The 26,566-nt window shown below is 43.4% G+C and carries 25 protein-coding genes; 16 read left to right on the top strand and 9 right to left on the bottom strand.

Annotation, left to right across the window (positions count from 1 at the left end; genetic code table 11):
• The first annotated feature begins 111 nt into the window (after positions 1-111).
• The gene (locus tag AO498_RS01350; protein WP_067542678.1) at positions 112-1,680 is read left to right on the top strand and encodes a sulfatase family protein; all 1,569 of its coding nucleotides are present in this window, start codon (positions 112-114) and stop codon (positions 1,678-1,680) included.
• Between the two features lie 54 nt (positions 1,681-1,734).
• Here the strand turns inward: AO498_RS01350 and AO498_RS01345 are convergent, their stop codons facing one another.
• Positions 1,735-2,370, bottom strand: a complete 636-nt coding sequence (locus tag AO498_RS01345) for a GDSL-type esterase/lipase family protein (RefSeq protein ID WP_067550180.1) — start codon at positions 2,368-2,370, stop codon at positions 1,735-1,737.
• Between the two features lie 201 nt (positions 2,371-2,571).
• On the opposite strand from AO498_RS01345, the gene AO498_RS01340 reads away from it, so the two are divergent.
• On the top strand, positions 2,572-3,408 hold the full coding sequence (locus AO498_RS01340) for a hypothetical protein (protein ID WP_067542675.1): 837 nt from the start codon (positions 2,572-2,574) through the stop codon (positions 3,406-3,408).
• Entirely contained in the window at positions 3,405-4,010 is a 606-nt protein-coding gene (locus AO498_RS01335; protein WP_067542672.1) for a hypothetical protein, read from the top strand. Before AO498_RS01340 ends, AO498_RS01335 begins: the two co-directional genes overlap by 4 nt.
• Here the strand turns inward: AO498_RS01335 and AO498_RS01330 are convergent.
• The 4 genes from AO498_RS01330 to AO498_RS01315 form a co-directional block, all read right to left on the bottom strand.
• Positions 3,983-4,366: a DUF983 domain-containing protein gene (locus AO498_RS01330; RefSeq protein ID WP_236778625.1), complete on the bottom strand. Its 384-nt coding sequence runs from the start codon at positions 4,364-4,366 to the stop codon at positions 3,983-3,985. The genes AO498_RS01335 and AO498_RS01330 overlap by 28 nt on opposite strands.
• A 3-nt stretch (positions 4,367-4,369) precedes the next feature.
• The gene (locus AO498_RS01325; RefSeq protein WP_067542666.1) at positions 4,370-5,707 is read right to left on the bottom strand and encodes a neutral/alkaline non-lysosomal ceramidase N-terminal domain-containing protein; all 1,338 of its coding nucleotides are present in this window, start codon (positions 5,705-5,707) and stop codon (positions 4,370-4,372) included.
• Positions 5,708-5,937: 230 nt separating this feature from the next.
• On the bottom strand, positions 5,938-7,104 hold the full coding sequence (locus tag AO498_RS01320; protein WP_067542663.1) for an AIR synthase related protein: 1,167 nt from the start codon (positions 7,102-7,104) through the stop codon (positions 5,938-5,940).
• Between the two features lie 193 nt (positions 7,105-7,297).
• Complete coding sequence (locus AO498_RS01315) at positions 7,298-8,641, bottom strand: M24 family metallopeptidase (RefSeq protein ID WP_067542661.1); 1,344 nt, start codon at positions 8,639-8,641, stop codon at positions 7,298-7,300.
• Positions 8,642-8,818: 177 nt separating this feature from the next.
• Here AO498_RS01315 and bshA point away from each other — a divergent pair, with 177 nt between their 5' ends.
• The 3 genes from bshA (at position 8,819) to AO498_RS01300 (ending at position 11,776) form a co-directional block, all read left to right on the top strand.
• Positions 8,819-9,955, top strand: coding sequence for an N-acetyl-alpha-D-glucosaminyl L-malate synthase BshA (bshA, locus tag AO498_RS01310; RefSeq protein WP_067550178.1), 1,137 nt, complete (start codon positions 8,819-8,821; stop codon positions 9,953-9,955).
• Between the two features lie 120 nt (positions 9,956-10,075).
• Complete coding sequence (locus tag AO498_RS01305) at positions 10,076-10,702, top strand: sterol desaturase family protein (protein ID WP_067550176.1); 627 nt, start codon at positions 10,076-10,078, stop codon at positions 10,700-10,702.
• Between the two features lie 240 nt (positions 10,703-10,942).
• Complete coding sequence (locus AO498_RS01300) at positions 10,943-11,776, top strand: Rossmann-fold NAD(P)-binding domain-containing protein (RefSeq protein WP_067542658.1); 834 nt, start codon at positions 10,943-10,945, stop codon at positions 11,774-11,776.
• A gap of 105 nt (positions 11,777-11,881) precedes the next feature.
• Here the strand turns inward: AO498_RS01300 and AO498_RS01295 are convergent, their stop codons facing one another.
• On the bottom strand, positions 11,882-12,268 hold the full coding sequence (locus AO498_RS01295) for a hypothetical protein (RefSeq protein WP_067542655.1): 387 nt from the start codon (positions 12,266-12,268) through the stop codon (positions 11,882-11,884).
• A 195-nt stretch (positions 12,269-12,463) separates the two neighbouring features.
• On the opposite strand from AO498_RS01295, the gene htpG reads away from it, so the two are divergent.
• The 10 genes from htpG to metK all read left to right on the top strand — a co-directional run bounded on the left by htpG (position 12,464) and on the right by metK (position 23,915).
• On the top strand, positions 12,464-14,350 hold the full coding sequence (htpG, locus tag AO498_RS01285; RefSeq protein WP_067542649.1) for a molecular chaperone HtpG: 1,887 nt from the start codon (positions 12,464-12,466) through the stop codon (positions 14,348-14,350).
• A gap of 114 nt (positions 14,351-14,464) precedes the next feature.
• Positions 14,465-14,881 carry an RrF2 family transcriptional regulator gene (locus tag AO498_RS01280; RefSeq protein ID WP_067542646.1) on the top strand — a complete coding sequence of 139 codons (417 nt, stop codon included), beginning with the start codon at positions 14,465-14,467 and terminating at the stop codon, positions 14,879-14,881.
• 74 nt (positions 14,882-14,955) lie between these two features.
• The gene (locus AO498_RS01275; RefSeq protein ID WP_067542643.1) at positions 14,956-15,234 is read left to right on the top strand and encodes a DUF2061 domain-containing protein; all 279 of its coding nucleotides are present in this window, start codon (positions 14,956-14,958) and stop codon (positions 15,232-15,234) included.
• Positions 15,203-15,907 (top strand): phosphoadenylyl-sulfate reductase, encoded by a 705-nt coding sequence (locus tag AO498_RS01270; RefSeq protein ID WP_067542639.1) that lies wholly within the window; start codon positions 15,203-15,205, stop codon positions 15,905-15,907. Before AO498_RS01275 ends, AO498_RS01270 begins: the two co-directional genes overlap by 32 nt.
• A gap of 145 nt (positions 15,908-16,052) precedes the next feature.
• Positions 16,053-16,949 (top strand): sulfate adenylyltransferase subunit CysD, encoded by an 897-nt coding sequence (gene cysD, locus AO498_RS01265; protein ID WP_067542636.1) that lies wholly within the window; start codon positions 16,053-16,055, stop codon positions 16,947-16,949.
• A gap of 366 nt (positions 16,950-17,315) precedes the next feature.
• Positions 17,316-18,575, top strand: a complete 1,260-nt coding sequence (locus tag AO498_RS01260) for a sulfate adenylyltransferase subunit 1 (protein ID WP_067542633.1) — start codon at positions 17,316-17,318, stop codon at positions 18,573-18,575.
• 216 nt (positions 18,576-18,791) lie between these two features.
• Positions 18,792-20,891 (top strand): HEPN domain-containing protein, encoded by a 2,100-nt coding sequence (locus tag AO498_RS01255; protein WP_067542630.1) that lies wholly within the window; start codon positions 18,792-18,794, stop codon positions 20,889-20,891.
• Complete coding sequence (gene cobA / locus AO498_RS01250) at positions 20,888-21,667, top strand: uroporphyrinogen-III C-methyltransferase (protein WP_067542627.1); 780 nt, start codon at positions 20,888-20,890, stop codon at positions 21,665-21,667. Before AO498_RS01255 ends, cobA begins: the two co-directional genes overlap by 4 nt.
• Before the next feature lie 157 nt (positions 21,668-21,824).
• Complete coding sequence (locus AO498_RS01245; protein WP_067542624.1) at positions 21,825-22,412, top strand: precorrin-2 dehydrogenase/sirohydrochlorin ferrochelatase family protein; 588 nt, start codon at positions 21,825-21,827, stop codon at positions 22,410-22,412.
• A 249-nt stretch (positions 22,413-22,661) separates the two neighbouring features.
• Entirely contained in the window at positions 22,662-23,915 is a 1,254-nt protein-coding gene (gene metK / locus AO498_RS01240) for a methionine adenosyltransferase (RefSeq protein ID WP_067542621.1), read from the top strand.
• Positions 23,916-23,977: 62 nt separating this feature from the next.
• Here the strand turns inward: metK and AO498_RS01235 are convergent, their stop codons facing one another.
• The 3 genes from AO498_RS01235 to AO498_RS01225 form a co-directional block, all read right to left on the bottom strand.
• Positions 23,978-25,561 (bottom strand): M1 family metallopeptidase, encoded by a 1,584-nt coding sequence (locus AO498_RS01235; RefSeq protein WP_067542618.1) that lies wholly within the window; start codon positions 25,559-25,561, stop codon positions 23,978-23,980.
• Positions 25,558-26,046 (bottom strand): GNAT family N-acetyltransferase, encoded by a 489-nt coding sequence (locus AO498_RS01230; RefSeq protein WP_067542615.1) that lies wholly within the window; start codon positions 26,044-26,046, stop codon positions 25,558-25,560. Before AO498_RS01230 ends, AO498_RS01235 begins: the two co-directional genes overlap by 4 nt.
• Before the next feature lie 66 nt (positions 26,047-26,112).
• Positions 26,113-26,550, bottom strand: a complete 438-nt coding sequence (locus tag AO498_RS01225; RefSeq protein WP_067542612.1) for a UPF0158 family protein — start codon at positions 26,548-26,550, stop codon at positions 26,113-26,115.
• Positions 26,551-26,566: the final 16 nt, after the last annotated feature.

The following is a 26,566-nucleotide window of genomic DNA, read 5'->3' as shown; positions in this document are numbered from 1 at the left end:
ATAAATCCCAAATCAGAACCACAGCTCGAAAGGGTTGTGGTTTTTTTTATTTTCTTGATTTATTAATTCCATTTTAATGGCTAGTTTAATTGGATACAAAAGACCCTGGCAATGAAGAATTTATACTTACTGATTTTCCTTTTTGGAATAGGTTTACTTTTTCCCTCATGTATCTCAAAGCCAAAGGAGGAAAAGAAACCCAATATCATTTTTATTCTTGCTGATGACATGGGCTATGGAGACTTGAAAGCTTTTAATCATAAAAGTAAAATCCGGACCCCCCATCTTGATCAATTGGCTAAGGAAGGGATGATGTTTACTGATGCCCACACTACTTCGGCAGTTTGTACCCCTTCCAGATATGCCCTGCTGACTGGCAGATACAATTGGAGAAGTAGCTTGAAAAAAGGTGTTTTGACAGGAGAATCCATGGCCTTGATTCCTAAGGAAAGAACAACTGTTGCCTCTCTCTTGAAGTCTAAAGGATACCAAACTGGTTTTATTGGGAAATGGCATTTAGGCTTAGATTGGGCATTGAAGGTTGATTCAATAAATCAAATTGGATCCGGAGAATCCGTTAATTATGATTTGGTTGATTTCTCCAAACCTGTCAAGAATGGCCCAAATGCTTTGGGATTTGAGTACAGCTATGCACTTCCTGCATCCTTAGACATGGCTCCTTATGTTTATGTGGAAAATGAGAAAGTAACTCAAGAACCTGACAGGGTTACAATTGACGAAGGGGAATATTCTTGGTGGAGAAAAGGACCAACTTCTCCTGATTTTATCCACCAAGAGGTTACCCCAAACTTTTTTTCACGAGCTATTGAATACATAGAAAACAAATCAAAAGAAGATAAACCGTTTTTCCTTTATTTGGCTTTGCCCTCTCCTCACACGCCTATTCTTCCTAATGAAGCTTGGCAAGGGAAAAGTGGGTTGCTTCCTTATGCAGATTTTGTCCTTATGATTGATGATTATATAGGTCGTGTCAATCAAGCGTTAAAGACTGCTGGTATAGAAGAAAATACATTAGTCATTTTTTCCAGCGATAATGGGTGTGCTCCTGCAGCAGGATTTAACAAGTTGGTTGAAATGGGGCATTATCCAAGTGCTCAATTCAGAGGACATAAAGCTGATATCTACGAGGGTGGACATAGGGTTCCCTTTATAGCCAAATGGCCTTCAAAAATTAAGGCTGGCTCTTTAAGAAATGAAACCATCTCATTGATTGACTTTTTTGCTACTGCAGCAGAAATAGCTGATTATTCTATTTCTGATCATGAAGGAGAGGATAGCTACTCTTTGCTCTCTCTTTTTAATTCAGAAAATCCATCTAATGATTTTCGGGAGGCCACAGTTTTTCACTCTGTGGATGGAAGCTTTGCAATCCGAAAAGGCGATTGGAAATTGATTCTTGCTAAAGGTTCTGGAGGCTGGAGTTTTCCTCGGCCAGGAGATCCTGCGGAAGCTGATCTCCCGGAAGTCCAACTTTATAATTTGGCCACTGATCCAGGAGAGTCAAAAAATCTAGAAGCTGAAGAAAAGGAAAAGGTTCTTGATTTAAAACAAACATTAATTCGGTACATCAAAGAGGGGAGAAGCACTCCGGGGATTCCCCAGCCAAATGATCCCTTCGAAGGAGAATGGAAACAAGTTTGGTTTATGAATGAAGAATAAAAGTTTTCCGGATTAGGTGATAAAAATTATTTCTTAACCTAATCCGGATTTTTATTACATCATGATTCGTCTGGCGATAACCTGTGCCATGATGCTGAGACCTTCTTTATTCGGATGAACTCCATCAGGCAGAAGTTCAGGCTTGTCCATTAGAGGGGTGTATAGATCAATGACCTCTGCTCCTGATTTTTGGACGATTTCAAAAAGCATCAGACGCTGTTCATTGTTCATCACTTCGGGTGTAATTCCAAAATTTACGCGAGTCACTGGCACTGGGAAGATCACATATACTTTTCCGTCTTTAGGCATGTTGGCTCTAAATTCAGCAATCATGTCCAAGTAGTCTTTCACGAATTCATCCTTATGCGCCCAGTTTTGAGGCTTAGAATCGTTCGTTCCCAATTTGATCAGCAGGACATCAGGATGAAAATCCTTGGCTTCCTGAAACTGAGGTTCATTCCAAAACGGAAAATCACCTTTCCGTAATAGGGTTCTTCCACTGACTCCGAAGTTTTTGACTTCATAGGCCTCTCCAAGTAAGGCTCCCACTTGAAGAGGATAGGAATCGGGATTATCTCTACCTGGACCTTGAGTGATACTATTTCCGACGAAAGCTACTTTGATCGGAGACTGTGCAAATGCAGTAATGCTGGCGATTAAAGCCAACAAAAGGAATGAATATTTCTTCATGGATTCATGGGTTAATTGTGAGTTTAAGATACTTTTTCTTTTTGTGAGTGAATAAAAATATCCACGAAAGGAAACTCTTACTAGGAAGGGAAAGGCTATTTCATTCACCTTTTGTGGAAGTAGTTCACTTTCCTACACCTTTGTTTACCCCAAAATCAATTTCTGGAAATTAGATATCAGATTTAGGAATTAATTTGGGGCATGGCTTTTCAAAAACAAATACTCCGTTGGATATCTCGACTTTCTCTGGATGTGGTGGCGGGTGCACTTTCAGGCCTTTTATTTTTTTCAAGACTTTTTCGAGTTCAAATTGATCCGATTGTCTATCTATTGCTTGGAACTGCCGTGTGGTGCATCTATACCACGGATCATATTTTAGATTCCAAAAAAGGAAATGATCCAGTTCCTGAACGCTACGCATTTCATGCGAAGTATGGCAAATTCCTCGGTCTTTTAGTCGGTATTTTGGCTATTCAAGGAGTTTTGTTGGCCTATCGCTTTTTGGGTTTGGGCATTGAATTTTACCTCAGTTTAGGATTGGTATTGGTGATTGGTTTGACGATGGTTATGGTTCGAAAAGCTGGTTCTACTGGAGGGTTGATCAAGGAGTTCAGTACTGCTCTTTTTTATGTATTGGGGATTTCATGGCTCCCCATGTTGCGAATGCCTGCTGTAGAATGGTCAGGCTTCCATTTTCTTTTTTTAGGACTATATGTGGGATTGGCATTTTTAAATTTGTTGATGCTTTCAGTGCTTGACCGAAAGGAAGATCAAAGTCAAGGATTTGGTTCGGCAGCCTTACTTTTTGATCCAGTTATATTGATTTCTTGGATACGAAAAGGGTTGATTTGGTTGATCTTCCTGGCTTTGGGTGTCTTTATTTTTCTGCCTTCCTTTTATCGGCCTTTTGCTTGTATGCTTCTGCTAATGCTGTTGGTACATTATTTCACTTTTTTCTCGAATCACTTATCCATAGATCATAAGCGAAGACAAATGGAAGCGGCATTTCTCATTCCAGCTTTATTGATCGTGTTATGAGTGATAACTATCGCCGGTTAGCCCCAGTCTATACGACGCTTTCCCGTTTATTTTTTTGGGGAGCGAGGGAGCAGGCGATCCGGTGGGCAATGGATCGAAAATTTGAAGGGAAAATAATCGTGATTGGAGGAGGAGATGGGATAGCACTTTCCTCCCTTTTGCATAATAGGGAGGGGGAATTTTGGGAAACTTCCCAATCCATGCTCCATTTGGCCAAGCACCACCTGAGGCAAAGTAAGTTATCGTTTCATTTGGGACAATTTGAGGGAAATGTAAAAGCTGAGGTAGTTTTTTTGCCTTTTATCTTGGACACTTTGCCTGATAGTGATTTGGAAGAGCTTTTGATAAAAATAAAGAAATCAGTGTTGGAAAATGGTGAGATCCGTGTAGTTGATTTTTATCCTACTGGATCGGTTTTCCACCGCTTGGTTTTAAACTTACTAATCAAATTTCATCAGATTTTCACTAGTCACCGCAGGTCAGATTTGCCCGACTATGATCGAATTCTGACTGATTTTGGATTCGTCTGTGTAGCGAAAAAGTGTTGGTGGAAAGGATTTATCTGCGCGAAAATTTATCGTTTTTCGGACTTGGAGCCATAGGGCACAAATAGGTGAATCCAAAGGCTTCGACTTAGTCTGAAGAAGAACGGAAGGGCCAAAGCCGCGGCTAGGATCATCAACATCAAGAGATAGAAAAGGGAAAATTCGGAAGCCAAAAACGAATAGGTAATCCAAACGGCTATAAATAGTGCCGTATTAAATGCATAACTGACAAACATGGCTCCAAAATAAAAACCAGGCTCTGGTTCAAAAGATTGTTGGCAGCAAGTACAAGATTTATGCATGGCAAACCAGCTTGAGGGCTTGTTCCATTCCGCAGATTCAAAAAGTGGGCCTTTGCGGCAGCGAGGGCAACGACCAGTAAGCAAGCTGAATAGAAGAGAAGGGGACTTCATAGGTTAGTTGGATTGGGAAGCTCGATTGATGGTTTTTTTGACTAATTCGTCAAAATAGTGACCATTTCCAGGGCCAAACCAGTTCATCTCACGGACTTCATGAAAATGTTCATCATATAATTCATCTGGCGTGATGTAGCCGATATAGCTTCCATTAAACACCGTCACGATTAACTTCAATCCTTTGCTTTGCGCGAGCCGGTCCCATTCTTCATAAAATACGCCTGACAACTCCCCACTCGAGGCGATCAAGAGCAAGTTGCCCAATTGTGTAATTTCAAAATAGGCAGGAGTTTCCCCAACCAATTTTTTGAATACCCAAGGTCGAACTCGCAAGTTGTCTGATATTCGGAGATGGGGTTCCCTCAGGGAAATATCCAATCGATTATGGCGAATAAGCGGAAGTTTATTGGATCCATAGGTAGTCATCCGAAGCCAAATCACAGAATCCAAACTCGCGGCGTAGTCTTTGACAGCTTCTGGGGTATTTCCATTAGCCATAGGACGATGGCTTCCTACCGTACCTGCTGCATACATGGCAAAGTCGTAATCCCGAGCTTCTAGATTTTCAGAGAGGTAGTTGGGATAATCTCCCGATAAGCCCATAAACTTTGAGCTGAGACAGGTAGCATGGGCAGAATAGGTGTAGAAAAGGGCTTTTTTTCCATCTTTTCGAGAAAAAATCACCTGTCTTACAAAAGGGTCATACGGACCGTCTTTGATAAATCGGTTGGACACATGATCAGCAGCCCTAGTTTTTCTGAAAAATATCGAAACAGTATCCTGTTTTGCCAGGGCAGTTTGGAGCGTTTCCACACTTTTATTGACCAATAAATCCACGATTTCCTGATCATATCCGCCGAAAGCCAATTCTCCAAGGAAGCCAGGCATATATCCACCCATCCCAGAATGCGTATGAGTGGCGGTGAATATAAGCTGGTCGATGGGGATACCTGCTTTTTTAACACCTTGCCTAACTTGGTCTGCAAGAAATGGGTGAACGATTAGGAGCTCATAATTGAGCCAAGCGATTCGGGTCTTGCCATTGCTAAGGGTGAGAGCCTTTAACCGTGATGAATCCTGTACAAATTGATACGGACCTCTCGGCGCGTATCCCACAAGTTCTGCCGGTTGGTCTGGAGTCACATTCCCGGAGGCCCATCCTGCTAGCCAAGCTTCTCCTTGAGATGTTTCCCAGTTGCTGCTGTCAAGTTTGGCAAAAGTTTCTTTGAAAAAATCCTGCTCATCTATTGGCCTTCGGTCTACGGTGGTGATCGTCGCCAAAGCGAGCAAAAGGATCGCTCCGATGAAGTAAGCAAGGAATCTAAAAAAGCGAGTCAAAGGATTTAAGATTTACGAATGACGACATTTGCTTGAACTTCAGATCATTTTTAGGAAATCAAACATCTTTAAACTTAGAAAATGATTTTTGACTTGGAAGCCTCCCTGAGTGCTCTCACCCAAGGATAGCAAACGAATCTTGAACTCCTAACCAATAACTCATTAATTAATATCGAACCCTAAACATCGAACGACCAACAATGGATTTCCCCTTCAAGGGATTAGAGGGGTCAATACTCAAATGTCCCGTAAGGACTCTGAATCGTTACTTTTTTGGCTCCTTCAAGTGGTTCCACTCGCCCGATGATTTGAGCTTCTACTCCGTAGGATTCAGCGATATCAATGATTTCTTCTGCATAGCGCTCATCTAAATAAATCTCCATTCGATGGCCCATGTTAAACACTTTATACATTTCCTTCCAATCGGTACCGCTTTCCTCCTGAATGATTCGGAATAAAGGAGGAGTTTCAAAGAGGTTGTCTTTGATGACATGGACATTATCCACGAAATGCAACACCTTCGTTTGGGCACCACCACTACAATGAACCAAACCATGGACATGGGGTCTCATGTAGTTCAGAATATCCACCATGATTGGTGCATAGGTTCGAGTAGGTGAAAGAACCAATTTGCCCATATCCACCGGGGCTCCAGGAGCAGGGTCGGTGAGGTTGTATTTTCCGGTATAGATTAAAGACTCTGGAACTGCCGGGTCAAAGCTTTCCGGATATTTGGTTTTCAAAACCTTATTAAAAACATCATGTCGGGCAGAAGTAAGACCATTACTTCCCATTCCCCCATTATATTCAGTTTCGTATTTAGCTTGTCCGTAAGAGGCCAGCCCAACGATTACATCTCCGGCTTGAATTTTTTCATTGGAAATCACCTCATCACGACGCATACGACAGGTGACCGTACTATCCACAATGATGGTTCGCACCAAGTCGCCTACATCTGCCGTTTCACCTCCAGTCAATACCACATTGACTCCATTGTCACGAAGCATTTGGAGGACTTCTTCGGTGCCTTGAATGATCGCTGAAATAACTTCGCCAGGTACTAGGTTTTTGTTTCGACCAATGGTCGATGAAACCAAGATATTGTTAATTGCCCCTACGCAAAGAAGATCATCCGTATTCATGATGATCGCATCCTGAGCGATGCCTTTCCATACACTCAGGTCCCCAGTTTCTTTCCAATACAAGTAGGCCAAGGAAGATTTAGTGCCTGCTCCGTCCGCATGCATGATATTGCAAAACTCAGGATCATTGCCCAGGGTATCTTCAACGATTTTGCAAAAAGCTTTTGGGAAAAGGCCTTTATCTAATTTGGAAATAGCGTTGTGGACGTCTTCTTTGGATGCGGAAACACCGCGCTGCATATAGCGCTCGTTCATAGCGTAGGAAAGATTTGGTTAGGGCAAAGGTAGCCATTTGAAAAATTGAATGATGGAAATATTTGAAAATTGTGGAGCGTTAGGTCTTTTTAAAACATCTCTGCCTTTTGATGAAATCAAATTCCCGGTGGACCTTTGTTTTGTGTAATCGAAAGACATAAAAAAGGCCGGGAAACCGGCCTTTTTTATCGTTCTATTTTTTACTTTTTCCCACTAGGACCAATTCTTCTTGTGGGGAAATTAAATAGCTAGCCCCATCGGCTGTTACCACAGCCATCTCCTCTACTGAAATGGTTTTCTCGGTTCCATCAGGCTGTTTCCAACAATGGAATCCATCAAATGCGAATACCATTCCTTCTTTCAATAATTTTTGAGCAGCAGGTCGAGGTTGTGGGAGACGTGCTCCACCTAGGTTTGGACCGACATCATGCGCTACATAGCCAACGGGATGGCCCGTACTCCAAGGGACGTAAAGTGAACCCGCCGCATCCATCAAGTCGCGTTGCGCACGATCCACATCTTCTCCTTTGACTCCTGGTTTCATTGCTGCAAGAGCTGCTCGGCTTCCTGCCTTTCCATTTTCCCAGTATTGTTGGATATCCGCTGGCGCTTCTGTTTCTCCCTCTTTCAATACATAGGCAAAACGCTGGATATCCGATACCCAAATGCCATAGAGTTTTACGCCAAAATCAATCTGAATGACGTCTCCTGGTTGGATTACTTTGTCTGTGGCATGGGAGTGGCCTCGGTCAGGCCCTGAGTTGACATTTGGGTTTTGGTCAGGATGCCAAGCATCGGTCACCCCGTATTCGATCATTTTAGCTTTTAGAAATTTGGCAACGTTTGCATCAGTGGTTTTTCCTGGTTCGATCATCGCGTAGGCTTCATGTTGGAAATCCGAAGCTAATTGCGCAGCCTTAGTCATGATTTCTACTTCTTCTGGAAGTTTGATCGATAGCCACTCATAAACGAGCTCTTCAGAAGAAATCAATTTAGATGACTCTTTACCCATGAGTTGGGCAAGTTCCTGATATTGGCTATGGGTCATTCCATCAGCCATTTCATTATTTGCGGAGGTGTTCACTGCAATATTTTCAAATCCCTTTGCTTGGATGAATTCCACTGCTTTTGCTAGTGCGGATTCTCCTCTCGGTACCCGTTCTACTTTTTCATGGATGTCCAATTCATCCAAGGCTGTTGCTTCTCCATCGGGCGAGAAGACAAGGGAATGAAAGCCACTATCGTCAGTGTAGAAAAGAAAGGCAGCTGTTCCGCTGGCATTTTCACCGCCGACATGGACAGCGATTGGATCGTTGTAATTTTCCCGGCACAATACCAGCCAAACATCCACATCTGCATTTTTCAAGGCTTCAGGAAGGAGTTGGTTGATGCGTTTCTTCCGGATTTCTGGCCAAGGGTTTGAACTCCATTGCGTGGCCGAATCTACGGTTTGGGAGGGTTCATGGGATGATTCCGTTGAGGGACTGCAGGCCCAAAGACTTGCCAATAACCCAATTGATAAAAGTGTCTTTTGCATAGGTGCTTATTGTAATCCATGGTAAAATAACCAGGATTTTCACATTCAAAAAGGACCTTTTATCTGATGCAACAATCTTTCATCAAGAAATTGAACCATAAAAATCTTTTATTTTGAACAAAAACACATCCTAAGCGTGTTAGAGTGCAAGTCCAAACCGCCTTATCCCGGTTATCAATGAAAATAGGAATCGTTTGTTATCCCACGTTTGGTGGGAGTGGAGTCGTGGCCACTGAACTTGGAAAGGGTCTTGCCAAAGTAGGGCATGAGGTTCACTTCATTACCTATAAACAGCCGATGAGGCTTGATTTTTTCAGTGAAAATTTATTTTACCACGAGGTAGATATCAAAAGCTATCCTCTTTTTGAATTTGCACCCTATGAACTGGCACTTGCAAGTAAAATGGTCAGTGTGGTCAAGTATGAAAATTTGGACTTGCTTCACGTGCATTATGCAATTCCTCATGCTTCTGCAGCTTACATGGCTAAGCAAATCTTAAAGACAGAAGGGATTCAAATCCCGGTGGTGACTACGCTTCACGGAACAGATATCACGCTTGTAGGAAAAGATCCAAGTTATGAGCCGGTAGTGACTTTTTCGATCAATCAATCTGATGGAGTCACCGCAGTCTCTGAAGATCTTAAAAAGGAAACCTATGAGCACTTTGACATCAAGCGGGATATCGAAGTAGTTCCAAATTTCATTGATTTGGAACGTTTCAAAAAGCAGCGCAAAGAACATTTTAAGTTAGCTATTTGCCCGCACGGGGAGAAATTGCTCGTCCATACCTCCAACTTTAGAAAAGTGAAGCGTGTCGAAGATGTGATTCATGTATTCTATAATATCCGTAAAGAGATCCCTGCAAAACTGCTTTTGGTGGGGGATGGACCGGAAAGAGATCGAATGGAGCGCCTGTGTAGAACCTTGGGGACATGCGATGACATCCGTTTTTTGGGCAAGCTTGAGGCAGTGGAAGAGGTGCTTTCAGTAGCGGATTTGTTTTTAATGCCTTCCGAAAAAGAAAGTTTCGGTTTGGCGGCTTTAGAGGCCATGGCTTGTGAAGTTCCTGTTTTGTCTTCAAATGCTGGCGGAATCCCGGAGTTAAACCTGGATGGAGTGACCGGATATGCCTGTGAAGTTGGGGATGTGGAGGATATGACGGCCAAAGCCAAAATCATTCTTTCAGATGAAAACCTTCCACGGTTTAAGGCGAATGCATTGGCCAGAGCCAAAGAATTTGACATTCATCAAATTCTTCCAAAATATGTCGCTTACTATGAAAAAACCATCGCTGCAACGTTCAGCGAGGCGTGATTTTCTGAGTTAAATCAGGACTCAGAATATTCTATTGATTTTTGAAACTCTTACCTTTGCCGCGAAGTTTAACGATGAAAAGCCGTGGCTATGGAATCAACTTTAAAACCAACTACGAACATGAAAAAGATCGGGAGATTAGATCGGCCTGATAATTTTGGTTCAGCCCAAATGTTCTCTAATCCATTTCTGGAAAAAATTTCCAGAACCCACATCTTGGTTCCGATTACCTTGTTTCTCGGAATATCCTCCGTGTCCTTTTACTATGCAGTGACTTCCACCAGCATTGGAATAGGGCTAGGAATTGCAGTCCTTTTGATTGGATTGATTGCTTTTACGTTTGTGGAATACATGATGCACAAGCATTTCTTTCACATGGAGCCTGACACCCCGATCAAGGATAAGCTTCAGTACACGGTACATGGAGTGCATCATGATTACCCCAAAGACAAGGATAGATTGGCGATGCCTCCATTTGTGAGCGCCGCTTACGCAGCCATTTTCTATCTCGTTTTCAACTTGGTGATGGGGGATTTTGCGCTCTATTTCCTTCCGGGATTCCTCCTGGGCTATACAGCTTATTTGGGTGTTCATTACATTGTTCATGCCTACAATCCTCCCAAAAACTTTCTTAAAGTACTTTGGGTAAACCATGCCATTCACCATTACAAAGATCCGGATACTTCCTTCGGGGTGAGCTCTCCGCTTTGGGATTACCTATTGGGTACGATGCCTAAAAAAGACTAAACAAGGCCTCCCTTTGGGGAGGTTTTTTGTTTCCTCTGGGCCACGAAGACTCAAAGGCACCAAGAATTTTAGAAAAGAATTTTGATAGGAATCCTTCGAAATATTTTATTCGATGTTCTTAATCCGAAATTTAAAAACGATGAATATCGAACACCGAACTTTGAAGAACTCAAATTCCAGCAACTTTTTAGCTAATATCCCATCTTTTTGGCTTAGCGTCTTTGAGACAAAACTTGAAATATGAAAACAGTATCCATCATTGGTCTGGGCTGGATTGGTGAGCCTTTGGGATTACTTCTGAATCAAAAGGGATTTCGGGTATTGGGATCTACTACTTCAGTTGAAAAACAGGAAAAGCTTGCTCTAAAAGGACTTCAAGCCATCCGTTTTTCGCTCAACCCCCATCCGGAAGGCTTGGGTTTTAATGCACTTTTTCAATCTGAAATTTTGGTGGTAAATATTCCACCAAGAACTCGAAGTGGAAACGGATCATTTCACTTAGAACAACTTAACTATTTACGCACGCTGATCGATCGTTCTTCGGTAAAGCAAGTGATTTTTGTATCAAGTACAGGGATTTATCCTGAGCTTAATTCTCTTGAAAAATACAGGGAGAATTATCCCATTACCTTAGAAAATACTGGAAATGATATACTTTTTCGAGCAGAATTATGGATGGAAAAAAATCGGGATTATGACTTGTCGATCGTCCGATTTGGAGGATTGATGGGGAAAGATCGAATCCCGGGTAAGTATTTCTCAGGAAAAGAAAACGTTGCTGGACACACTCGAGTAAATTTTATCCACCAAGAAGATGCGGTTAGTATGATTGCTTGGATTATTGAAAAAGGGCTTTGGAATGAGACCTTCAATGGGGTGGCGCCGATTCATCCGTTACGAAGAGAAATCTATGAGAAAAATGCAGCCGAACTAGGTTTGGCCCCTCCAGCCAGTTACCAAAATGAATCTTATGGCAAAGATCGTTTGATCGATTCAAGTAAGATTTTGGAGACGGGTTTTGAATTCAAATTTCCGGATCCGTTGGAGTTTTCGTATTTGCCACTAAGGCCCTAAGACAGTAAGGAGTTATTTGGTTATTGAGTTGAGGGTTATTGATCGCTATGTTTTCAGCTTTCTTACTTCATCTCTATAAATTAAAAGATAGCTATACAGATATTTTTAAAGATATAGCAGGCTAAGATACCTCGCGACTGACGAGAGCATATTTCCATGGTATCTCGTGTAACCTATCTCTTTTTCTATTCTTCCCAATGCAACTGCTTTCTGTTTGCCTTTTTTCAGCTTTCTTACTTCATCTCTATAAATTAAAAGATAGCGGTGCAGATATTTTTTAAGATATAGCAGGCTGAGATATCTCGTGACCGCAGGGAGCATATTTCCATGGTATCTCGTGTAACCTATCTCTTTTTCTATTCTTCCCAATGCAACTGCTTTCTGTTTGCCTTTTTTCAGCTTTCTTACTTCATCTCTATAAATTAAAAGATAGCGGTGCAGATATTTTTTAAGATATAGCAGGCTGAGATATCTCGCGACCGCAGGGAGCATATTTCTACAGTATCTCGTACAACATATCTTTTTTCAAATTCTGCCAACTGCGACTGTTTTCTGATCACTCTTACCTTCCCCCTTCGTGCCTTTGTGGCAAACTTCAAATGTCATCTTGTCACTTTTTACCACTTGGAACGGGCATTGATAAGCACCAATAGTCAATATTTTGTAACTACTAAACCGATTTATACCATGCAGGAAAAAGGTACCATCTCGATCCATACCGAGAACATTTTCCCGATTATCAAGAAATTCTTGTACTCTGATCACGAGATCTTCCTCCGCGAACTCGTATCCAACGCCGTCGATGCCACGCAAAAAATTAAGCGACTGGCTACGCTAGGTCAATACAAAGGCGAGTTGGGAGACATCACGGTGGAAGTTTCTTTTGATGAGAAAAAGAAAACCATCACCATCTCAGACAAAGGTCTTGGGATGACCGCTGAAGAGATCAAAAAGTACATCAATCAGATTGCTTTCTCCGGCGCAACCGAGTTTGTGGAGAAATTCAAGGATGCCAAAGACGCCAATGAGATCATCGGTAAGTTTGGTTTGGGTTTCTACTCTGCCTTTATGGTGGCAAAAAACGTGGAAATCCACACCCTTTCCTATCAGGACGGAGCCGAACCCGCCATCTGGACCTGTGACGGCAGCACCGAATTTGAAATCAAAAAAGGAAAGAAAAAGGAGCGCGGAACGGACATCATTCTGCACATCAACGAAGATTCTGAAGAATTCCTCGACAAGTGGAAGCTTCAGGGCATCTTGGACAAATACTGCAAGTTCTTGCCTGTACCGATCAAGTTTGGCACCAAATCAGAATCCGTGGAAGATGGAGTCGATGACAAAGGCGATAAAAAGTGGAAGTCTCTCGAGGTAGATAACATCATCAATACCACTTCTCCTATCTGGACCAAGTCTCCAAGCGACCTGAAGGACGAAGACTACCTGGCATTCTACAAGAGTCTCTATCCGATGAGCGAGGATCCGCTTTTCTGGATTCACCTCAATGTGGACTACCCATTCAATCTGACCGGTGTCTTGTATTTCCCAAAAGTCAAAAACGAATTCGAGCTTCAGCGCAACAAAATCAAATTGTTTAGCCGTCAGGTATTCATCACCGACGAGGTGAAGGACATCGTGCCGGAATTCTTGATGCTACTTCACGGGGTGATTGACTCTCCGGACATTCCGCTCAACGTATCCCGAAGCTTCCTGCAGGCCGATGGCAACGTGAAGAAAATCAACAACTACATCACCAAAAAAGTAGCCGATAAACTCTCCGAACTCTTCAAAAAAGACCGCAAGGCCTATGAAGAAAAATGGAACGACATCGGACTGTTTGTGAAGTACGGCATGATCTCCGAGGAGAAGTTCTACGAAAAAGGCAAGGAATTTACCCTGCTCAAAAACACCAAAAACGAGTATTTCACCTTGGATGAATACCTCGAAAAGGTAAAGGCAATTCAAACGGACAAAAACGAACAGACCGTTTTCCTTTACGCCACCGACCTTAACAAGCAGGATAGCTTCATCGACTCAGCGAATAAAAAGGACTACGATGTGCTTGTGCTTGATTCTCCGATCGACAGCCACTTTATCCAGCATATCGAGACCAAGATCGAGAAGACCCAACTCAAGCGTGTGGATGCCGATGTGGTGGAAAAGCTCATCCAAAAAGACTCTACCTATGCCAATCTCCTGACCGAAGATCAGAGCAAATCCGTGAAGGAACTCTTCGAAAAGGCGATCAACAACAAAAACTACAGCGTAGAGATCGAGGGCTTAAGTCCTGAGGAGATGCCCGTGACCATCACCATGGAAGAGTGGATGCGTCGCATGAAAGACATGGCACAGACCGGAGGCGGACCGATGAGCTTCTACGGCAGCCTGCCCGACAGCTATAAAGTCGCCATCAACGGCAACCATCCCGTCGTGGACAAAATCCTCAAAGCCGAAGGCGAAGAAGCTCAACTGAAACTAGCTAAGCAAGCTTTTGACTTGGCGATGCTTTCTCAAGGCTTGCTCACCGGGAAGGATCTGACTGCATTTGTAAAAAGAAGTGTGGAGATGATTTGATTTCCAATGCAAACCCTTGGAGGGTTGTAATATTCAAATCCCCGGCCTCGGTCGGGGATTTTTATTTCCCCACTCCCGTACTAGGCTATTCCGATTTTTCGGCTATTTTTGATCATGCTTTCCAAAAAGACCAAGTACGCCCTGCATGCCCTGACTTATCTCGGTAAACATCGGGAAAATAAGACCGTCCTGATTCAGGACATTGCCGAGGAGCATGGCATTTCGCATAAGTTTCTCGAAAATATCCTCCTCGAGCTTCGCAAAGCAGGCTACCTCGGCAGCAAAAAAGGCAAAGGCGGAGGCTACTACCTGATCAAAGAACCCAAGGACATCCCCCTTTCCCGAGTGATTCGGCTCCTTGACGGTCCCATCGCCTTGCTTCCCTGCGTCAGTCTAAATTACTACGAACCTTGCGCTGAATGCAAAGATGAGTCCCATTGTGGCATTAATCGGGTCATGGCTCAAGTTCGGGATGAAACGCTTAAAATACTGGAAAACAAGACCCTAGAAGATATTTTGCAAGGAGAGTAAAATATTTTACCCATAAACCCTATAAAAAATGTAGGGAATGTATACTTTTGAAATCTCATTTCGTTTTGATTTGTATGATTCTAGACCAGCCACTCAAAAAATGGTTCGTTACCAAAAAAGGGACGGACTCGAATTTCAAAAGTTTTTTAAAGTCCATCTCATGGAGAATAGTGGGGACCATCGATACCATCGTAATTTCCTATTTTGTCACTGGAGAGCTTGTGATGGCGGTGTCTATTGGTTCCGTAGAGGTAATCACCAAAATTCTACTCTATTACCTTCACGAACGTGTTTGGGAAAACGTCACTAAAACAAAAAAAGATGAGCCAGAAGCAGAACTTGTTCGATCTTGAAGCACAATTCCAAAGCCTCAGTGCCGACGCGGGATTGGCATTGATTGCTGAGCTCTTTCCAGGTAAAGTGGTTTTTTCAACCTCTTTAGGTCAGGAAGATCAAGTCATTACCCAGTTGATTGCTACGCAAAACTTGCCGATTCAGATCTTTTCGCTGGATACGGGAAGATTGTTTCCGGAGACTTTAGAGCTTTTAGCCAGAACTGAAAGCAAATACAAAACTCAAATCAAGGTTTATTATCCGGAGACTGCTTCGGTTGAAAAGTGGGTAGCTGATAAGGGAATTAATGGATTTTATGAATCTGTTGAAAACCGCAAATCATGTTGCTATGTACGAAAAGTGGAACCTCTGAAGCGAGCTTTGGCTGGAAATGCAGTTTGGGTTACCGGACTTCGCGCCGAGCAAAGTGCCAATCGAAGTGATATGAAACGGATCGAGTGGGACGAAGCTAATCAGATCATCAAGTACAATCCACTCTTGGATTGGACTTTTGATCAAATGATCACCTACATCGAAGAGCAGAGGATTCCCTACAATCCACTCCATGATCAAGGATTTATCAGCATTGGCTGCGCACCTTGTACCCGTGCGATCCTACCGGGAGAAGACGCCCGAGCCGGCCGATGGTGGTGGGAGGACTCGAAAAAAGAGTGTGGGTTGCATGCCAAATAAGACGCAAGATTTTAGACGCAAGACACAAGACTTCGACATTTGATATTTGAAGATTTCCAGAATAATAAAAGACAATAAGAATTTTAAACAAGGTTTATATGCTCCTCACAAGCTCGTAAATCGTACTTCGTAACTCGTAATTCCTATGACCCTATTTATACCTAACCCCAAAGAAGCAGAATCCATCCACATCCTAAGGGAAGTGGCAGCGCAGTTTGAGCGTCCGGTTTTGCTTTTTTCTGGGGGGAAAGACTCGATCACCCTCGTCCGGCTTGCTCAGAAAGCATTCTTCCCGGCCAAAATTCCTTTTCCTTTACTTCACGTGGACACCGGTCACAATTTCCCTGAGACGATTGAGTTTCGAGATTGGTTGGTGAAGGAATTGGGATTGGAATTGATCGTAAGAAATGTCCAGGACTCGATTGATCAGGGAAAAGTTCGCGAAGAGCGAGGCCGATATGCCAGCCGAAATACGCTTCAGACGACTACCTTATTGGATGCGATCGAAGAGTTTAAGTTTGATGCTTGTATTGGAGGAGCCAGAAGAGATGAGGAAAAAGCCCGTGCCAAAGAGCGGGTGTTTTCCGTGAGGGATGATTTTGGACAGTGGGATGAAAAAAACCAGCGTCCTGAGCTATTCGACATGCTTAATGGGAAAATGCATGTGGGCCAAAATGTCCGCGTGTTTCCGATTTCTAACTGGACCGAGCTTGACGTATGGGAATATATCCGCACGGAAAATATTGCCATTCCGAGTATCTACTTCGCGCACAAGCGGGAGGTGTTTTTCCGTGATGGGATGATTTGGACTGCCAATGAACATGTCTTTCGTGAGGCTCACGAAGAGGTGGTTGAGCGCATGGTCAGATTCCGGACTGTCGGCGACATGACTTGCACCGCAGCGGTACTATCGGAAGCCACTTCCCTGGATGATGTCGTAGCTGAAATCCGGGAATCTACCATTTCTGAGCGTGGTGCCCGTATCGACGACAAGCGATCCGAAGCGGCGATGGAAACGAGGAAGAAGGTCGGATACTTTTGAGTGTCAAGTGGTGTGAACCAAGTAAAAGGAAATAAAAAGATGGCTGCGCAGATAAAGAGATACCGCTTGAGCTGAGATAGAAAGACAAGATATCTTAAAGTATCTTCTCAAAATCTCGCAAAGCATATCTTAAAAAAGATAGCTGCGCAGATAAAGAGATACCGCTTGAGCTGAGATAGAAGGACAAGTTAACTTAAAGTATCTTCTCAAAATCTCGCAAAGCATATCTTAAAAAAGATAGCTACGCAGATAAAGAGATACCGCTTGAGCTAAGATAGGAGTACAAGATATCTTAAAGTATCTTCTCAAAATCTCGCAAAGCATATCTTAAAATTCAAAAATGATCTAAAGTAGAATTTGACAAAAATGGACATACAAGGAAGAAAACTGATCAAAATCGCTACCGCAGGCTCTGTGGACGATGGCAAAAGCACCTTGATTGGGCGATTGCTTTACGATACGCATTCCCTGACCACAGACAAGATCGAAGCAATTGAGCGCAGCTCGAGGCAGCGTGGATACGATTACTTAGACTTCTCGCTAGCGACCGATGGCTTGGTGGCAGAGCGTGAGCAAGGGATTACTATCGATGTCGCTCATATTTATTTCAATACCGATAAGACCAACTTTATAGTCGCGGATACTCCCGGGCACGTGGAGTACACTCGAAACATGGTCACAGGTGCATCCACTTCTCAAGTTGCGATTATCTTGATCGATGCCCGGAAAGGCGTAATCGAGCAGACCTACAGACATTTTTTTATTGCAAATCTTCTCCGAATGAGTCATGTGGTGGTAGCCATCAACAAGATGGATTTGGTGGATTATAGCGAGGATGTGTTTTTGAAAATCAAAGCGGACTTTGATGTCTTGGTTGGAAAAAGTGACTTTGCTGAAGAGCAGATTACGTTTATTCCGATATCAGCTTTGAAGGGAGAAAATGTAACCCGAAAGTCAGATCACATGCCTTGGTATGTTGGGAATACCCTGTTGGATCACTTGGAGGTGTTGGAGCCGGAAGACCTGCAGGAAAGCACCTCAGCCAGATTTCCCGTTCAATTTGTAATCAGACCCAAAACAGAGGCTTACCACGATTTTAGAGGCTTCTCTGGTAAGCTCTATGGCAATTCGCTTCAAGTCGGCGACCGAGTTACCGTGCTACCTTCAGGAAACGAATCCACCATCAAGAGCATCCATTTCTTTGATCAGGAGTTGGAAGTAGCCGCTCCGGGTTCCTCGATTGTACTTACCCTTGCCGATGAAGTGGATTGTAGCCGTGGAGATATGATTGTCAAAAGTGGAGAAGCTCCTAGTAGTGAAAAATCAATTTCAGCCACCGTTTGCCAAGTCAATAATAAAGCCTTGAAAGTAGGAGGGAAATACATCCTCCAGCACGGCGTCAACCGAGTTTTGGCCAAAGTCGATCAGATCGAAGCTAAAATTCATACGGATTTCTCAGGGACGGAAGAGGCGGAGCAATTGAAATTAAATGATATTGGAAAGGTAAATCTCCGACTCAGCAAGCCGATTCACTTTGATTCCTATTATCAGTCGAAGTCAAACGGAGCTTTTATTCTGATTGATGAAGGAACTTTTGATACAGTGAGTGTGGGATTTATAGAGTAGCAAGATGTTAGTATCAAGACCCTAGACTTCGATATTCATTTGCCGAAAGTCAGCATTCGAAAATTATCTTGTCGAACCCCGAACTACTAGGGCTAAAAGGAAGCAAATAACCTCGAATAAAGAACTTCGAACTAATAACAACCAGCCTTGACGACGGTCTTGGCTTTTTCTACTAATCTTTAACCTATTATCCCTATAGGGAAAAAAATTAAACATATGCAAAGCTTTCGAACCGAATTAGAAAATCTGATTGTAGAGCGGGATATCATCGAATTGGAGCGGAAAATCGCCCTTTTCAGAGAGGGTAAAATCGATGAAGAAAAATTCCGGAGTCTTAGACTTGCCCGCGGGGTCTATGGACAACGTCAACAGGGCGTTCAAATGGTTCGAATCAAGCTTCCCTATGGTCGCGCCACATCGGTGCAGTTGAGGAGGATCTGTAAGGTATCGGAGGAATATTCCATTGGCCGACTTCACATCACTACCCGACAGGATATTCAGATTCACTTCGTAAGCTTAGACAGGACTCCCCAACTTTGGGCAGAGTTGGAAAAGGACGATGTTACGCTTCGGGAAGCATGTGGCAATACGGTTCGAAATGTTACTGCTTCTGAAACTGCCGGAATTGATCCCAAAGAACCTTTTGATGTCACTCCTTATGCGGATGCTACATTTCGGTATTTTTTGAGAAACCCAGTTTGTCAGGAAATGGGCCGCAAGTTTAAAATGGCTTTTTCTTCCTCAGATGACGACACGGGCTTGGCTTACATGCATGATTTGGGTTTTATTCCAAAAGTCAAAGAAGTAGATGGAAATCAGATCCGTGGCTTCAAAGTTCTTCTTGGAGGTGGCTTAGGTTCTCAGCCCCGGCACGCCGATTTGATCACGGAGTTTTTGGAGACTGATCAGCTGATTCCCTTTATCGAAGCGGTGTTACGGATCTTTGACCGACATGGGGAAAGAGCCCGAAGAAACAAAGCTCGAATGAAGTTTTTGATCAAGGAGATCGGCTTGGAAGCCTTTTTGGATTTGGTGGAGCAAGAAAAAAAAGCGCTTCCTTTTCAATCCTTTCCTTTACAATTTGAAAGTTTAGAGCCTCACCAATTACCCAACCCTCCTTCTGTCGATATCAATCCAGCCGAATTGGGCTTGGACTACGAGCTCTGGAAGCTGACCAATGTACTGCCCCAAAAGCAAGAAGGATATGTTTCCATTGGAGTTCGAGTTCCCTTGGGAGATTTTTACCTAGCACAAGCTAGACCTTTGGCAGATTTGGTTGAGCAGTATGCAGCAGGGGAAGTTCGCTTTACCCTACGGCAAAATATCCTTATCCGAGATGTGCGGGAGGACTTGGTGCCGTTCTTTTATCAGGAATTGAAAAAAATCAATCTCGCTCAACGAGGCTATAATTCACTTGGAGACATCACGGCCTGCCCGGGTACCGATACCTGTAATTTGGGAATTGCCAGCTCGACGGGAATTGCCAAAGAGTTGGAAAAAGTTATCGAAGAGGAATATCCACAGTATTTGAAAAACCGAGACTTGGTAATCAAAATTTCCGGTTGTATGAATGCCTGTGGTCAACACAACATGGCCCATATTGGCTTCCAAGGTATGTCCATGAAAGCGGGAAAAACCGTCATTCCTGCTCTTCAAGTACTTTTAGGCGGAGGAAATCTAGGCGATGGCAAGGGTCGATTTGCCGACAAAGTAACCAAAGTTCCCAGTCGTCGTGGGCCTCAGGCTTTGCGAGTTTTGCTGGATGATTTCGAAAAAAATGCGGGAGGCATAGACTTTCTTAGCTACTACGACCAGCAAGGGCAGATGTACTTCTATGACTTACTCAAGGAATTGAGTGATTCAGCTTCCGTGACTGAATCTGATTCGGTGGATTGGGGCCATCAGGAAGCCTATCAAGTGGCTGTGGGAGTTGGCGAATGTGCCGGAGTGGTGATTGACTTGGTGGCAACTCTGCTCTTGGAGGCTTTGGAAAAACTCGATTTGGGTCAGGAGGCTCTGGAACAAGGTCGTTGGTCTGACAGCATCTACCATCACTATGCGGGGTTGATCAATGCTGCCAAGGCCCTTTTGCTCAGCGAAGATGTGAGCACCAATAGCTATGCGAATATTATCAGCTTGTTTGATGAAAAGTTTGTCGAAACAGGCAAAATCCAGCTGGAAGGCACCTTTGCCGAAAAGGTCTATCAGATCAATCAGCACGAACCATCTGAAGAGTTTGCCAAGGCCTACGCCAAGCAAGCCATGGAAATCTACAGCTTGCTGAAAACTTATCGGGAAGAGGAGGTAGAGGCATGAGAACTGTAGTGAATCCCAAAGTTACCCTTGTGGGCGCAGGTCCCGGTGATCCAGAACTGATGACCTTGAAAGGAATTTTAGCGCTCAATACCGCCGATGTGGTACTTTATGACGCCTTGATTGACCCTATTCTTCTAAAACATGCACCCGCCACGGCCTTGAAGATATTCGTAGGAAAGCGAGTTGGAAAACACAGTACTCCCCAGGAAGACACGAATCAACTCTGTGTCGAACTAGCTCGAAAGCATGGTCATGTGGTCCGATTGAAAGGAGGAGATCCTTTCGTATTTGGTCGGGGAGGGGAAGAAATCGAGTACATCGAGACCTTCGGCATTCCCACAACTGTCGTTCCAGGCATCACTTCGGCGATTGCTGTTCCTGCCAATGTTGGGATTCCTGTCACTAAACGTGGTGTTTCTGAAAGTTTCTGGGTGGTGACTGGAACAACTACTGCCGGTGAACTTTCCCGTGATTTGGCACTTGCGGCACAATCTACCGCTACAGTCGTCATCTTGATGGGAACCAAAAAACTGGGTGAAATTGCAGAGACCTATCGAAAGGCAGGGAAGGCCCATTTACCTGTAGCGATCATCCAAAGCGGAACTACACGAGAAGAAAAAATCACGGCCGGATTTATCCATGATATCGAGCAAAAAGCCCTAGAAAATCAAGTCGAGGCTCCCGCCGTGATCATCGTTGGGGAAGTGGTTCGTGAAAGTTTGCGATTGGCGGAAGTGTATCGGGAGGCAGTTTCGGTGATCAGTATGCGTTCGTAGTGATCAATTTAAAGATAGGCTACGCGAGATATTGAGGAGATACATAAAGATAGGTTGTCTATCTCAGCGCTAGCTGTATCTCTTTTATCTGCTCAGCTATCTTTTAAACCCTTATTTACGAAGCCTTGCTTCCGGTCTTTTAACTCTAAAATCTAAAATGAATCATCTTTACCCCATATTCCTCAAAGTTCACGAGCTCAATGTTCTCTTGGTCGGTGGAGGCTTTGTAGCAACCGAAAAGCTGGAATTTTTGCTTAAATCCAGTCCTTTGGCGCAAGTGACTGTGGTCTCCAAATTCTTTCGATCGGAATTTTTAGAATTAGCCCATGGGAAGGAAACAGTTACCTTGATCGAGGATGAATACCATGAGAAGTATTTGAGAGGAAAGCACATTGTAATTGCTGCTACCGACGACAAGGCTGTAAATCGACAGATTAGAAATGAGGCAAAAGAGCGCTTTCTGTTGGTTAACGTAGCCGATACACCTGAGCTTTGTGATTTTTACCTGGGTGGAATTGTAACCAAAGGAAATTTGAAAATTGCTATCTCCACTAATGGGAAGTCACCCACAACTGCCAAGCGGTTAAGACAGCTCTTAGAAGAAGTTCTCCCGGAGGAAATTGACGATTTGCTTGAAAATCTAAATGCTTACCGGGCTACCCTCAAGGGAGACTTTGAGTACAAGGTGAAGGCGATGAATGAGATCACGGAGGGCTTGGTGAAACGAGAGAAACAAGACGCTTGACATTGGACACAAGACTTTAGGATCAAGTAGCTAGTATCGAGATTTTGGTGAGTGGTGGTTTTCTGCTAAGACTTGGCACTTGGCATCAATTCATTCCTATGGAATGTGATTCCTGAGAAAATCAGGGGAAGCCAGGATTGGATTGAAAATCATTCTGACAGATAAAGCCGGTGTTCGAATTCCGGTTTTTTATTTCCCTCAGTTCCTGTAATTTTGGGCTTCCTAAAAAACGATTCAATTATCTAATTTATGGCATATTTATTTACCTCAGAGTCAGTCTCAGAGGGTCATCCTGACAAAATCGCGGACCAAATCTCTGATGCATTGATTGACAATTTTTTGGCTTTCGATCCGAATTCAAAAGTAGCCTGTGAAACTTTGGTAACTACCGGACAGGTAGTCCTAGCAGGAGAAGTTAAATCTCATACCTACCTCGATGTGCAAAAGATCGCTCGTGATGTGATCAATCGGATTGGGTATACCAAAAGCGAATACATGTTTGAGGGCAATTCCTGCGGGGTGCTTTCTGCGATACATGAACAATCTGCCGATATCAATCAGGGGGTAGAGCGTAAAAATCCTGAAGAACAAGGCGCGGGTGATCAGGGGATGATGTTTGGCTATGCCACCAACGAAACCGAGAATTACATGCCTTTGGCGCTGGATTTATCTCACATGATTCTGCGTGAATTGGCGGCTCTTCGTAGAGAAAATAAGGACATCACTTATTTGCGACCTGATTCAAAGTCTCAGGTAACTATCGAGTACAGCGATGATAATGTACCTCAGCGAATTGATGCAATCGTGGTTTCGACCCAGCACGACGACTTCGACTCAGAGGAAGCGATGCTTGCTAAAATCAAGCACGATATCATCACCATTTTGATTCCGAGAGTAAAGGCGAAATTGAAGCCGGAAATTCAAAAACTATTTACTGACGAGATCATCTACCACATCAACCCAACAGGCAAGTTTGTGATTGGTGGTCCTCATGGAGATACTGGGTTGACCGGTCGAAAAATCATCGTAGATACATACGGGGGCAAAGGTGCTCACGGAGGAGGCGCTTTCTCTGGAAAAGACCCATCTAAAGTAGACCGTTCTGCGGCTTACGCTACTCGCCATATTGCTAAAAATATGGTGGCTGCAGGTGTGGCTGATGAGATCTTGGTACAAGTTTCTTATGCGATTGGTGTAGCGAAGCCTATGGGGATTTACATCAATACTTATGGCACTGCCAAGGTGAAAATGACCGATGGTGAAATCGCTAAGAAAGTAGAAGAAATATTCGATATGCGTCCCTATGCAATCGAACAGCGTCTCAAGCTTAGAAATCCAATCTATGAGGAGACTGCTGCTTATGGACACATGGGACGAAAGAATGAGATAGTCACTAAAACTTTCGAATCTCCTTATCAAGAGCCAAAAACGGTAACCGTTGAGCTTTTCACTTGGGAAAAATTAGACTACGTCGATAAAATTAAAGCTGCTTTTAGCATCTAAAGAGAAAGCCCCGAATAACTTCGGGGCTTTTTTGTGACTTAACGTTTGAAGGTTTTTTACGATCACTTTCCTAGCATCAACCAGCCATTTGGATCTACTTGTGGAGGTGTGTTACTAGTGATGGTCACGGGTTTTGGACCCAGATTTATTTTGTTCAGCCCTTCAGAAGTCAGTACTTCTACGAGTAGTTCAAAGGTGATTCCCTCAAGAGAAAGAGCATACCCTGATTTCCCTTTTTTACTGATTTTTAGGGTAGGGATATCTGTGGTGTACAAATACAAATCGAAAAATCCCTGAAGGTCCTTTCCAGTATAGCTTTGAATAAAGTCGGTAAAATCTCGGGTGGTCACCTGATTGAGATAAGTAAATCGATCATCCATTACAAATGCCTTCAAAGCGGGGAAAAATAATTCATCACCCAAAACACCTCGAAGTGAATGGATCACCATGGCACCTTTGGAGTAAATTTCCCCATGATATGCCTCTTCCTCAGTGGAATTTGGGGGGCTGACTACCGGCTTGGCATGGGGCAAATGCCTCGCTTCTGCCTTGGCTTTTGCAAAATAAGCATCAGGACCGCCATGCTCCCAATAAAAAAGCCAATCCCCGTAGGCAGTTAAACCCTCGTGAATCCACATATCTGCCCAATCTCCCACGCTGACTTTGTTTCCAAACCATTCATGCCCGAGTTCATGGTGGAGCAACCAATCATACTTGACCTTGCCCATGGGGACAAACTGAAAATTATTTCCATACGCATTGATCGTCTGATGTTCCATTCCAAGGTAGGGTGTTTCGACCACGGAGATTTTATCTTGAGGGAATGGAAACGGGCCAAAATACTTCTCCTGCGTTTCAGTACTAATTCTAAGTACTTCTAATAATTCCCGGGCTTTTGCCTTGTTTTCTTGCAGGACCCATGCGTGCATGGGGATAGATTGTCCAGACACAGACGTAAAATCATGTTTGACCTCATGGAAAATCCCCAAAGTAAAGTTGATGTTGTAATTATTGATTGGATAGGTAGTCCTCCAGTGATAGGTGACTTTTTCACTTGATTCCTCGGTTTCGATCAATCGTCCATTGGAGGCCACAAAGTAAGGTTGAGGAACAGTGAAATGAAGGTCTACTCCTTCACTCGGTTCGCTGGAAGGATGATCCAAGGCGGGCATAAAAATCTTAGCTCCCTCTCCTTGGCTTGAAAGTCCCATCCAATGATTCTCCAATTGATCTTTTTCCCAAGTGAATCCTCCGGTCCAAGGTGGATTTTGAGCAATTGGGGTTTTTCCTCCATAGAAAATCTGAACTTGATCGCAAGTACAGTCGATGGGGGTGATGTCAATAAGATCATTCTCATGAGTAAATCGAACCTCTTTGCCATCCATCAACACCTTGCTCACTTCGTATTGGTTGATTAATTGGAATCGAAGCAAGTCAAGTTTCTCCGCAGTCGAAAAAGTGATCGTATTCGAACCAGATATCCGCTGAGTTTCGGGGAAAATCTCTAAATCCAATCGGTAGTGGAGGATTTTCATTTTTGCCTGAATCGGATCAATGGGGCCGCCCCAGTCCCAGTTTTGGGAAAAAGCGGGAAAGGTTACCAGAAAGAGGAGACAAAGAAGTGAAATCGAGATTCTAGTTTTCATAGTTGATCGAGTCGATAGTACATTTCAAGCATCCTGATGCCAAAGTCAGTGGAGATTTGCTCGGATATTTTTTTAAATCCGTGCTTTTCATACAAATGTATGGCAGGATCAAGACCTGAGGTGGTATATAAATAGGCAGATCGGTAGTTTTTCTCTCTGAAAAAATCCATCCATTCCTGCATCAATTTACTTCCAATGCCCTTGCCACGATGGGACTTTTCAAGGATAAAATACCTGAGCTGGGCTTCATTTTGTGGGCGATGCATAAGCAAGACAAATCCCACTATCACTTCATTTTCCTCGACAATCCATACTCGATCCAGATTGGGATCATATTGTCTGAAAAATTCGACCACACTTTCCATCACATAAGCCTCGAAACCAATTTCAAATCCATGCTCCTCAAAATAAATTTTGGCGTGTAGGTTGGCGAGTTTACTAAGGTCTCCAGGGATCAGGTGATTTCGGATGGAGTAATTTGTCATGCAGAAAACTAGCCCAAAGGATCGAAAAGAAAAAGCCGTCCAGAATACTTTCCAGACGGCTTAGGATTAATCTTCGGCGTAGTTAAATGAGTCAACCTGTTCTTTGACCCAGTCTTGATATTTTCCTTTGCGGTAATCGATCCACTCTTCTTTGTATTTAGAGCTTTCGATCAAAAATTTAAATCCTGTTGCTGCCTTGGGTTTGCTCAACGCATTAACCAAATCTTCTGCAAGGTTTCGCTCTTTGACTTTTCGATCTACAAAATCCTGCATCATCTGATGATCTTGTGGAGGTTCCATTCGAGTAAATTCAGCGAAGTTGTCCGGATTATCTTCTATTTCATCCAAGATATCCTCCTCCTCAGGAGTCAAATCATAGTTGAAATAATCCTCATCATCTGGCATGTGATGGATCTTCTTCTTGTCAATCTGATAGAAGCAGACATTACCTTTAAGTAACTGGGTAGCGATAAAATCTACCTCTTTTTCAGTAAGCGAAAGCATGGATGGGTTTCAAGAT

This window comes from Algoriphagus sanaruensis (genome assembly GCF_001593605.1).
GTDB classification, from domain to species: Bacteria; Bacteroidota; Bacteroidia; order Cytophagales; family Cyclobacteriaceae; genus Algoriphagus; species Algoriphagus sanaruensis.
The sequence above is the reverse complement of the archived record's forward strand: the minus strand, read 5'-3'. Positions and strand labels throughout refer to the sequence as shown.